This window comes from Verminephrobacter aporrectodeae subsp. tuberculatae At4 (assembly GCF_000193225.1).
Classification (GTDB): domain Bacteria; phylum Pseudomonadota; class Gammaproteobacteria; order Burkholderiales; family Burkholderiaceae_C; genus Acidovorax; species Acidovorax aporrectodeae.
Map to the genome: position 1 here is coordinate 1 of NZ_AFAL01000057.1, position 7,438 is coordinate 7,438.

Below are 7,438 nucleotides of genomic sequence, written 5' to 3' on the forward strand. Positions count from 1 at the left end.
ACGACCAGGCCAAGGAAGGCAAGTACAGCCAGTTCTACGCGGAATTCGGCGCGGTGCTCAAGGAGGGACTGGGCGAGGACCTCGCGAACCGCGACCGCCTGGCCAAACTGCTGCGTTTTGCCAGCACCACCAGCGACGCGGTGCGCGTGGGCCTTGCCGACTACAAGGCGCGCATGAAGGAGGGCCAGGAGGCCATCTACTACATCACCGCCGATACGCTGGCCGCGGCAAGGAACAGCCCGCAGCTCGAGGTCTTCAAGAAAAAGGGCATCGAGGTGCTGCTCATGACCGACCGGGTCGACGAATGGGCGCTGAACTACCTGCACATGTTCGACGGCACGCCGCTGCAAAGCGTTGCCAAGGGCGCTGTCGATCTGGGCAAGCTGCAGGACGAGGCCGAGAAAAAGGCCGCGCAAGAGGCCGCCGAAGCCTTCAAACCGGTTCTCGCCAAGCTCAAGGAGGCGCTCAAGGACAAGGCCGAGGACGTGCGTGTGACCACCCGCCTGGTCGATTCGCCCGCCTGCCTGGTGGTGCAGGACGACGGCATGAGCACGCAGCTTGCGCGCCTGCTCAGGCAGGCCGGCCAGCAGACCCCCGAGACCAAGCCGGTGCTCGAGGTGAACGCCGAGCACGCGCTCGTCAAAAAGCTCGACGGCAGCGTGCATTTCCACGACTTGGCGCATATCCTGTTCGACCAGGCGCTGCTCGCCGAAGGTGGTCTGCCGCAGGACCCGGCGACCTACGTCAAACGGGTGAACGCCTTGCTGGTCTGAGGGCGGACGGCTGCGCCCCGCGGGTGAACTACAATCGGGCGCTTCTCGGGGGCGCATGACGCTGCCTGCGCCCAGGCCCCTTGGACCACACGGCAGTGCCGCAGCGCATGTTTCTTGGGCGGTTGCGGGGACGCATGGCCCCGCTGAGCCTGCGCTGCAATGCCCCGCGAACCCGCAGCCCGAACGAAAGCCCGTGCCATGAACACCCCCCAGACCCCTGTGCCGATCTCGCCGGTACAGGACATCGTGGCCGATATGCGCGCCGGGCGCATGGTCATCCTGGTGGACGAGGAAGACCGCGAAAACGAGGGCGACCTGGTCCTGGCCGCGGACCACGTCAGCCCCGAGGCGATCAACTTCATGGCCCGCTTCGGCCGCGGCCTGATCTGCCTGACGCTCACGCGCGCGCGCTGCGAGTTCCTCGAACTGCCGCCCATGGCGGCGCACAACGGCACGGTGTACGGCACGGCCTTCACGGTCTCCATCGAAGCCGCCGAAGGGGTGACCACGGGCATCTCCGCGGCCGACCGCGCGCGCACCGTGCAGGTGGCAGTGGCGCCAGACAGCCGGGCCGGCGATCTGGTGCAGCCGGGGCACATCTTTCCGCTGCAGGCGGTTGATGGCGGCGTGCTGATGCGCGCGGGCCATACCGAAGCGGGCTGCGATCTGGCCGCAATGGCGGGCTGCAGCCCGGCGGCAGTGATCTGCGAGATCATGAACGACGACGGCACCATGGCCCGTCTGCCCGATCTGCAAGCGTTCGCCGCAGAGCATGGCCTCCGGATAGGCTCCATCGCCGGCCTGATCGAGCACCGCAGCCGCAATGAATCGCTGCTGCACAAGCAGGGCAGCCGCGCATTGCAAACCGCCTACGGAGAGTTCAGCGCCCACGCCTTTCGCGACAAACCCAGCCAGGCGCTGCACCTCGCCCTGGTCAAGGGCCAGTGGAACACCGACGATGTGGTGCCGGTGCACGTGCACGAGTCGTTGTCGGTATTCGACGCGCTGGAGATCAACCGCTCCACGCATTCCTGGGGGCTGAACACGAGCCTGCAGTACCTGGCGGCCCAGGGCCGGGGCGTGGCCGTGCTGCTCAACTGCGGAGAAAGTGCCGCACAGTTGCTGGCCCGGTTCGAGGGCGCGGCCCACACGCCGCAAGCCCCCGGGCATGGCCGCATGGACCTGCGTACCCATGGCGTGGGTGCGCAGATTTTGCGCGCCTGCGGCGTGCACAAGATGGCGCTCATGGGCCAGCCCCCCCGCATGCCGAGCATGACGGGCTACGGTCTGGAGATCGCCGGTTTCATTCCAAAGGAGTAAGGAACATGTTTCACGCAGACAAGGGAACAGCAGGGCAACTGGACGGTAGCGCGCTGCACGTCGGCATCGTGCAGGCCCGTTTCAACGAGCAGATCACGAACACCCTGGCCGCAGCCTGCCACGCCGAGCTGCTGGCCCTGGGCGTGCAGGAGCAGCACATCACCCACCTGCGGGTGCCCGGCGCGCTGGAGGTCCCCCTGGCCCTGCAGGCCCTGGCCGAGAGCGACGACTACGACGCGCTCATCGCCCTGGGCTGCATCATCCGCGGCGAGACCTACCACTTCGAGCTGGTGGCCAACGAATCCGGCGCGGGCGTGACGCGCGTGGCGCTGGACTACCAGATCCCGATCGCGAACGCCATCATCACCGCCGAAAACCCCGAGCAGGCCGCTGAGCGCCAGAGCGAAAAAGGCGTGGACGCGGCCCGCGTGGCCGTGGAGATGGCGAATCTGCTGGCCAATCTGGAATGAGCGAAAACGCCCCCGCGCCTGTTTCGGCGCGCGCCCCGCGCCAGCCCCGCGCCAGCCCCGGCAAAGCTGGCGGCATGCACAAGGCGTCCGCGCATGCGCGCCGCAGCCGCGCGCGCGCGTTCGCACTCCAGGCGCTGTACCAGCACCTCGTGGGCGGCAGCGACGCCGCGTCCATCGACGCATTCACGCGCGACCTGACCGGTTTTCACAAGGCGGACGCGGCGCATTACGCCGCCCTGCTGCACGGCTGCATTGCCGCTGCGGCCGCTCTGGACGCGCTCATCACCCCGCTGCTGGACCGCAAGATGGCCGAGATCTCGCCCGTCGAACACGCCACGATGTGGATCGGCGTATACGAGTTCCAGCACTGCCCGGACGTGCCATGGCGCGTGGTGCTCAACGAGTGCATCGAACTGGCCAAGGAGTTCGGCGGCACCGACGGGCACAAGTACGTGAACGCCGTGCTCAACGGCCTGGCCCCCCACTTGCGTGCCATGGAAGTGGCGGCCGACAGGACCCGCAGCGCCCCAAGCCCCCGCCCCACCCCGGCCGCCGATGCCTGAACGCGGGTAAATTTTTCAGTTCTTCCCGACGCTCAGGCAGGCAACGCGGCCTTGTCCAACCGCAGCAGCGACGCCAATCGGGACCATTCCCGCAAAGTCAGCCAGCGGATCGACGGATCAAGTCGATCGTCCAACGCTACAATGCAATGCCAGTGCCCCTCCCATCCCAAGGGGCCTAGCCGCCGATTCAACCCAGCAGAAAATTGAACGGCTGGCACTGTCGCGCCCCTGCGACAGGACATCCGTTCCACGACGATCATAAGCAACCTGCCAAACTGCTTGGCAGGACAACCCGTATCAGTACCTTGAAACTCGACGTAATCACCTATTCCGGGCAGATCACCATGAACGGCTACGAAGCTGTTTGCGATCACTTGGAAAAGCGACCGGATAAAGATGCAACGCGTGCCTTGCTCATAATTGCGACGCCCGGGGGAGATCCCGATGCAGGATTCAGAATCGCGAGAGCTTTGCAGCACAGCTATCAGGACGGCTTCGAGGCTCTTGTGCCCCGTTACTGCAAGAGTGCCGGCACTCTCGTCCTATTGGGCGCAACCAAGATATTGATGGCCAATCGCAGCGAATTGGGGCCACTGGATATACAGATCAAAAAAGGGGATGAACTGTTCGGCAGAAACTCGGGTCTTGACATCAATGAAGCCGTAGGATTTTTGAGAGAAGAGACGCTGACATCGTTCAACACCTGCATGCACAAACTGGTTCAACAAGGGCTATCCACAAAAATCGCTGCAGAGATCGCGGTCAAACTGGTCAACGGTATCTTCCACCCGATATCAGCCCAGATAGAACCCCTGAAACTTGCCGAGATGCAACGAGCCACTTCCATCGCGTATACGTATGGTAGAAGATTGGTAAAGGTTGGAAGGAATGTCACACTCCAAGGCTTGATCACACTCGTCGGCGGCTATCCTTCCCATGGCTTCGTGATCGATCGGAAAGAAGCACGAACGATCTTCGAGAATGTCGCGTCCCCTGCGGACTGGCATGTTCAATTATGTGAATCTTTTCAGAAGAAATATGCTGCTCTAGTCAACGACTCGGTCGCACACATAACACTGGAAACCAAAACCATCGAAATCTCGGATCAACCCGAAGGAGCAAAAAATGATGCTGGAAACACAAGCCCTGGAGCCACTGCGAAAAGCCAAGGAACGCCTGACTCAGCAGTCATTGGAAATGGCCGAGCAAATAGCCCGAGCCCGAAGCGACAACCGGCCTCCACGAAGAGCGCTGGAAAAGGCATCCCGCTTTGATGCTGAAAACGAAGACACCGATAGCATCTGGCCCCCTGTCTGAAACTGCTTCAGTTGCGCTACCCAAGTCCGGTGCTCTCGGACCTCAAGCACATGGCCCGGAATCACATTGCACACAAGGTCGGGTGACCCTGAACATGAAATTCTCAAAACGCGCCGAGCGCATCGAACCGTTCTACGTGCTGGAAATGGCCAAGGCCGCGCAGGCCCTGGCCCGTGAGACGGCGGGCCAGGGCGGCGCGCCGATGATTTTTCTGAACATCGGCGAGCCCGACTTCAGCGCGCCCCCGCTGGTGCAAGAGGCCGCGGTGCGGGCCGTGCGCGACGGCGCCACCCGGTACGGCGACGCGCTCGGCCAGGAAGCGCTGCGCGAGCGCATCAGCGGCTGGTACCAGAGCCGCTTTGGCGTGCGTGTTCCCGCAAGCCGCATCGTGGTGACGGCGGGGGCCTCCGCCGCGCTGCAACTCGCCTGCCTGGCGCTCATCGACCCGGGCGACGAAATCCTGATGCCCGACCCCAGCTACCCCTGCAACCGCCACTTCGTGGGCGCCGCCGAGGGCCGGGCCGTTCTGCTGCCGACCACGGCAGCACAGCGCTACCAGCTCAGCGCCGACACGGTGCGCGCCGCCTGGACCGAAAAGACCCGGGGCGTGCTGCTGGCGTCGCCGTCGAACCCCACGGGCAGCTCGATCGCGCCCGATGCGCTGCGCCGCATCCAGGACGTGGTGCGCGCGCACGCCGGCACCACGCTGGTCGACGAAATCTACCTGGGCCTGTCGTACGAGGAGGCGTTCAGCCGCAGCGCGCTGAGCGTCGATGACGACATCATCAGCATCAACAGCTTCAGCAAATACTTCGGCATGACGGGCTGGCGCCTGGGCTGGATGGTGCTTCCCGAGGCCCTGGTTCCGGTGGTCGAGCGCCTGGTGCAAAACCTGTTCATCTGCGCCAGCAGCTTGTCGCAGCACGCGGCCCTGGCCTGCTTCGAACCCGAGAGCATTGCCGAATACGAACGCCGCCGCGCGCAGTTCAAGGCCCGGCGCGACTACTTCATTGCGGCGCTGCAGTCCATCGGCTTCGAGGTGCCCGTGATTCCCGACGGCGCCTTCTACGTCTGGGCCGACTGCCGCCACGTCGCGCATCGCCTGGGCGTGACCGGCAGCTGGGATTTCGCTTTCGAGCTGATGCGCCGCGCCCATGTGGCCGTGACGCCGGGGCGCGACTTCGGCACCGCGCAGACGCAGCATTTCATCCGTTTTTCCACGGCCCAATCGATGGCCCAGTTGGAGGAAGCGGCGGCGCGCCTGCGCGCTCTGCTGGCCTGAACGCGCAAGACGGGCTCTCGGCTGCAGAGCCCCGGCGCCGGGACGGACACAATGGAGTCCCGCGCGCCGCCGCCTCCGCCATACGCTCCACACCGATGCCCACCTACACCACGCTCATTTGTGCCTCCGACCTGCAATCCCTGGCCGCCAGCGGCGCACCGTTGATGGTGTTCGACTGCAGCTTCGAACTCGCGCAGCCCGCAGCGGGCGCCGGGCAATATGCCCAGGCGCACATTCCTGGCGCCCTGTACGCCGACCTGAACGCCAACCTGAGCGCCGGACATGGCGCGCCCGACGCCGTCTGCGGCGGACGCCACCCGCTGCCCGGCCGCGAGCGCTTTGCGCTGTGGCTGTCCGGCCTGGGCTTTTCCAACGCCATGCAGGCCGTGGTGTACGACCGCCAGGGCGCGAACTACTGCGCCCGCCTGTGGTGGATGCTCAAGTGGCTCGGCCACGACGCCGTGGCCGTGCTCGATGGCGGGCTACAGGCCTGGCAGACCGCAGGCGGCGCGCTGGCCCAGGGCGCAGAGCCCGCGCGCCCTGCCGCGCATTTTCAGCCGGCTCCGGCCTTGCTCCGGCTGGCCACGGCAGCGGACGTCCTGCGCCAACTGCGGCAGCCCGGCCAGACCGTGGTGGACGCCCGCAGCGCAGCGCGCTACCGGGGCGAGGTCGAGCCGCTGGACCCCGTGGCGGGCCATATCCCCGGCGCGCTCAACCGGCCGTTCACCGAGAACGTCGCGGCCGACGGCCGCTTCAAGCCGGCCGCGGTGCTGCGCGCGGAGTTTGACACGCTGCTCGCAGGCCGCGACCCGGCCACGGTGGTGCACCAGTGCGGCAGCGGTGTGAGCGCCGTGCCGAATCTGCTCGCCATGGAGGTCGCGGGGCTCGGCAGGACCGCGCTCTTCGCGGGCAGCTGGAGTGAATGGTGCAGCGATCCGGCCCGTCCGGTCGAGCGTGGGTAGGCTGCCTGCAGTCGGATGACAAACAAAGACTGGTGAAAACCCTTAGACTGCCTGCCATGATCGCAATCAAGGAATCGCCCACGGCGACCGCTGACAGAAATCCGCCGGCCCCGGCGATGGTCCCCATCCGTACTCTGGAGCCTGCGGACCGCGCGTGGATCGCCCGGCATCTGCTCGAACTCAACCCCGCGGACCGGTACCTGCGCTTTGGCTACAGCGCGAATGACGAGCAGATCCACCGTTACGTCGAGCAGCTCGACTTCGACCGGGACGAGGTCTTTGGCATCTGCAACCGCCAGCTCGAGCCCATCGCGCTGGCGCACTTGGCCTTCCCGGAGCCTGCCGAACACAAACAGTGCGCGGAATTCGGCGTCTCGGTGCTCGAGCGGGCCCGCGGCCGTGGCTTTGGCTCGTGCCTGTTCGAGCGCGCCGTGATGCACGCGCGCAATGAGGGGGTGAGCATGCTGTTCGTCCATGCGCTTTCGCAGAACACCGCCATGCTCAAGATCGCGCGCAACGCGGGCGCCAGCGTGCGCCGCGACGGGCCGGAGACCGAGGCCTACTTGCAGCTGCCGCCCGCGAACCTGGATACGCGCGTGGCCGAACTCGTCGAACAGCAGTTTGCCGAGATGGACTACCAGTTCAAACGGCAGGCCAAGCAGTTCTGGGACTTTCTCGCGTCCGTCCAGGAGGTGCGACGCGAGCACCACCCACCCACCCAGTGAACCGCGGCCGGCCTGCGGCCACGGCT

The 7,438-nt window shown here is 65.8% G+C and carries 7 protein-coding genes and 1 pseudogene; all 8 read left to right on the top strand.

Annotated features, from left to right (window positions below; genetic code table 11):
* A pseudogene (locus VTU_RS0102420) lies at positions 1-773 on the top strand (molecular chaperone HtpG); the annotation flags it as partial.
* 198 nt (positions 774-971) lie between these two features.
* Positions 972-2,093, top strand: coding sequence for a bifunctional 3,4-dihydroxy-2-butanone-4-phosphate synthase/GTP cyclohydrolase II (ribBA, locus tag VTU_RS0102425; protein WP_010100399.1), 1,122 nt, complete (start codon positions 972-974; stop codon positions 2,091-2,093).
* Between the two features lie 5 nt (positions 2,094-2,098).
* Entirely contained in the window at positions 2,099-2,563 is a 465-nt protein-coding gene (ribH, locus tag VTU_RS0102430) for a 6,7-dimethyl-8-ribityllumazine synthase (protein WP_010100400.1), read from the top strand.
* Complete coding sequence (gene nusB, locus VTU_RS0102435; RefSeq protein ID WP_010100402.1) at positions 2,560-3,126, top strand: transcription antitermination factor NusB; 567 nt, start codon at positions 2,560-2,562, stop codon at positions 3,124-3,126. Before ribH ends, nusB begins: the two co-directional genes overlap by 4 nt.
* A gap of 344 nt (positions 3,127-3,470) precedes the next feature.
* Complete coding sequence (locus tag VTU_RS31085; protein ID WP_081479694.1) at positions 3,471-4,400, top strand: SDH family Clp fold serine proteinase; 930 nt, start codon at positions 3,471-3,473, stop codon at positions 4,398-4,400.
* Between the two features lie 137 nt (positions 4,401-4,537).
* Positions 4,538-5,725, top strand: coding sequence for a pyridoxal phosphate-dependent aminotransferase (locus VTU_RS0102440; protein WP_029554037.1), 1,188 nt, complete (start codon positions 4,538-4,540; stop codon positions 5,723-5,725).
* Positions 5,726-5,820: 95 nt separating this feature from the next.
* The gene (locus VTU_RS0102445) at positions 5,821-6,687 is read left to right on the top strand and encodes a sulfurtransferase (RefSeq protein WP_010100405.1); all 867 of its coding nucleotides are present in this window, start codon (positions 5,821-5,823) and stop codon (positions 6,685-6,687) included.
* Between the two features lie 56 nt (positions 6,688-6,743).
* Positions 6,744-7,412 (top strand): GNAT family N-acetyltransferase, encoded by a 669-nt coding sequence (locus tag VTU_RS25375; protein WP_010100407.1) that lies wholly within the window; start codon positions 6,744-6,746, stop codon positions 7,410-7,412.
* Positions 7,413-7,438 lie beyond the last annotated feature (26 nt).

Bases quoted from the DNA above. Each gene is read 5' to 3' on its own strand.
- ribBA (WP_010100399.1), top strand. From the start codon at position 972: ATGAACACCCCCCAGACCCCTGTGCCGATCTCGCCGGTACAGGACATC.
- ribH (WP_010100400.1), top strand. From the start codon at position 2,099: ATGTTTCACGCAGACAAGGGAACAGCAGGGCAACTGGACGGTAGCGCG.
- nusB (WP_010100402.1), top strand. From the start codon at position 2,560: ATGAGCGAAAACGCCCCCGCGCCTGTTTCGGCGCGCGCCCCGCGCCAG.
- VTU_RS31085 (WP_081479694.1), top strand. From the start codon at position 3,471: ATGAACGGCTACGAAGCTGTTTGCGATCACTTGGAAAAGCGACCGGAT.
- VTU_RS0102440 (WP_029554037.1), top strand. From the start codon at position 4,538: ATGAAATTCTCAAAACGCGCCGAGCGCATCGAACCGTTCTACGTGCTG.
- VTU_RS0102445 (WP_010100405.1), top strand. From the start codon at position 5,821: ATGCCCACCTACACCACGCTCATTTGTGCCTCCGACCTGCAATCCCTG.
- VTU_RS25375 (WP_010100407.1), top strand. From the start codon at position 6,744: ATGATCGCAATCAAGGAATCGCCCACGGCGACCGCTGACAGAAATCCG.